Below are 3,072 nucleotides of genomic sequence, written 5' to 3' on the forward strand. Positions count from 1 at the left end.
TTTTCCCACGCCGAAAAGACGAAACCCCAGACCTCTGTCGAGATCTGGGGTTTCTGGTAGAAGCTTGACGATGACCTACTCTCACATGGGGAGACCCCACACTACCATCGGCGATGCGTCGTTTCACTGCTGAGTTCGGGATGGGATCAGGTGGTTCCAACGCTCTATGGTCGTCAAGCAATCCGGTTGGGGAGTCGATGTTTAGGTCGCTTCCCCGAATTGGGTATGTGATATCCGTTGGTATTGCGTGTTCTTGCAAATTTTCGGCTTTACTGTCGACTTCAACCGTCTAACAGCCAAATTGTTTGGGTGTTATATGGTCAAGCCTCACGGGCAATTAGTACTGGTTAGCTCAACGCCTCACAACGCTTACACACCCAGCCTATCAACGTCGTAGTCTTCGACGGCCCTTTAGGGAACTCAAGGTTCCAGTGAGATCTCATCTTGAGGCAAGTTTCCCGCTTAGATGCTTTCAGCGGTTATCTTTCCCGAACATAGCTACCCGGCAATGCCACTGGCGTGACAACCGGAACACCAGAGGTTCGTCCACTCCGGTCCTCTCGTACTAGGAGCAGCCCCTCTCAAATCTCAAACGTCCACGGCAGATAGGGACCGAACTGTCTCACGACGTTCTAAACCCAGCTCGCGTACCACTTTAAATGGCGAACAGCCATACCCTTGGGACCGGCTTCAGCCCCAGGATGTGATGAGCCGACATCGAGGTGCCAAACACCGCCGTCGATATGAACTCTTGGGCGGTATCAGCCTGTTATCCCCGGAGTACCTTTTATCCGTTGAGCGATGGCCCTTCCATACAGAACCACCGGATCACTAAGACCTACTTTCGTACCTGCTCGACGTGTCTGTCTCGCAGTCAAGCGCGCTTTTGCCTTTATACTCTACGACCGATTTCCGACCGGTCTGAGCGCACCTTCGTACTCCTCCGTTACTCTTTAGGAGGAGACCGCCCCAGTCAAACTACCCACCATACACTGTCCTCGATCCGGATAACGGACCAGAGTTAGAACCTCAAGGTTGCCAGGGTGGTATTTCAAGGTTGGCTCCATGAGAACTGGCGTCCCCACTTCAAAGCCTCCCACCTATCCTACACAAGCAAGCTCAAAGTCCAGTGCAAAGCTATAGTAAAGGTTCACGGGGTCTTTCCGTCTAGCCGCGGATACACTGCATCTTCACAGCGATTTCAATTTCACTGAGTCTCGGGTGGAGACAGCGCCGCCATCGTTACGCCATTCGTGCAGGTCGGAACTTACCCGACAAGGAATTTCGCTACCTTAGGACCGTTATAGTTACGGCCGCCGTTTACCGGGGCTTCGATCAAGAGCTTCGCGTTAGCTAACCCCATCAATTAACCTTCCGGCACCGGGCAGGCGTCACACCCTATACGTCCACTTTCGTGTTTGCAGAGTGCTGTGTTTTTAATAAACAGTCGCAGCGGCCTGGTATCTTCGACCGGCATGTGCTTACGGGGTAAACCCTTCACACTCACCGGCGCACCTTCTCCCGAAGTTACGGTGCCATTTTGCCTAGTTCCTTCACCCGAGTTCTCTCAAGCGCCTTGGTATTCTCTACCTAACCACCTGTGTCGGTTTGGGGTACGGTTCCTAATTACCTGAAGCTTAGAAGCTTTTCCTGGAAGCATGGCATCAACCACTTCATCGTCCAAAGGACAACTCGTCATCAGCTCTCGGCCTTGAACGCCCGGATTTACCTAAGCATTCGGCCTACCACCTTAAACACGGACAACCAACGCCGTGCTGGCCTAGCCTTCTCCGTCCCTCCATCGCAGTAATTAGAAGTACGGGAATATTAACCCGTTTCCCATCGATTACGCATTTCTGCCTCACCTTAGGGGCCGACTCACCCTGCGTCGATTAACGTTGCGCAGGAAACCTTGGTCTTTCGGCGTGCGAGTTTTTCACTCGCATTGTCGTTACTCATGTCAGCATTCGCACTTCTGATACCTCCAGCAAGCTTCTCAACTCACCTTCACAGGCTTACAGAACGCTCCTCTACCGCTCATCCTAAGATGAACCCGTAGCTTCGGTGTATGGTTTGAGCCCCGTTACATCTTCCGCGCAGGCCGACTCGACTAGTGAGCTATTACGCTTTCTTTAAAGGGTGGCTGCTTCTAAGCCAACCTCCTAGCTGTCTAAGCCTTCCCACATCGTTTCCCACTTAACCATAACTTTGGGACCTTAGCTGACGGTCTGGGTTGTTTCCCTTTTCACGACGGACGTTAGCACCCGCCGTGTGTCTCCCGTGCTGACACTTGCTGGTATTCGGAGTTTGCATCGGTTTGGTAAGTCGGGATGACCCCCTAGCCGAAACAGTGCTCTACCCCCAGCAGTGATACACGAGGCGCTACCTAAATAGCTTTCGAGGAGAACCAGCTATCTCCGAGCTTGATTAGCCTTTCACTCCGATCCACAGGTCATCCGCTAACTTTTCAACGGTAGTCGGTTCGGTCCTCCAGTTAGTGTTACCCAACCTTCAACCTGCCCATGGATAGATCGCCCGGTTTCGGGTCTATACCCAGCGACTAAACGCCCTATTAAGACTCGCTTTCGCTACGCCTCCCCTATTCGGTTAAGCTCGCCACTGAATATAAGTCGCTGACCCATTATACAAAAGGTACGCAGTCACAGAACAAGTCTGCTCCCACTGCTTGTACGCATACGGTTTCAGGATCTATTTCACTCCCCTCTCCGGGGTTCTTTTCGCCTTTCCCTCACGGTACTGGTTCACTATCGGTCAGTCAGTAGTATTTAGCCTTGGAGGATGGTCCCCCCATATTCAGACAAAGTTTCTCGTGCTCCGTCCTACTCGATTTCATTGAAAAGAGATTTTCGTGTACGGGGCTATCACCCACTACGGCGGCACTTTCCAGAGCCTTCCACTAATCTCAAATCAACTTAAGGGCTAGTCCCCGTTCGCTCGCCACTACTAAGGGAATCTCGGTTGATTTCTTTTCCTCAGGGTACTTAGATGTTTCAGTTCCCCTGGTTCGCCTCATGCACCTATGTATTCAGTGCAGGATACTCAGCTTATGCT

Annotated in this window: 2 rRNA genes; both read right to left on the bottom strand. The window is 52.0% G+C overall.

From position 1 onward, the window contains the following. Positions 1-62 precede the first annotated feature (62 nt). Positions 63-178: ribosomal RNA gene (rrf, locus tag BLR94_RS26905) — 5S ribosomal RNA — on the bottom strand. A gap of 138 nt (positions 179-316) precedes the next feature. Beyond that, a 23S ribosomal RNA gene (locus tag BLR94_RS26910) occupies positions 317-3,072 on the bottom strand; the annotation flags it as partial.

It is taken from the genome of Phytopseudomonas flavescens, assembly GCF_900100535.1.
GTDB classification, from domain to species: domain Bacteria; phylum Pseudomonadota; class Gammaproteobacteria; order Pseudomonadales; family Pseudomonadaceae; genus Aquipseudomonas; species Aquipseudomonas flavescens.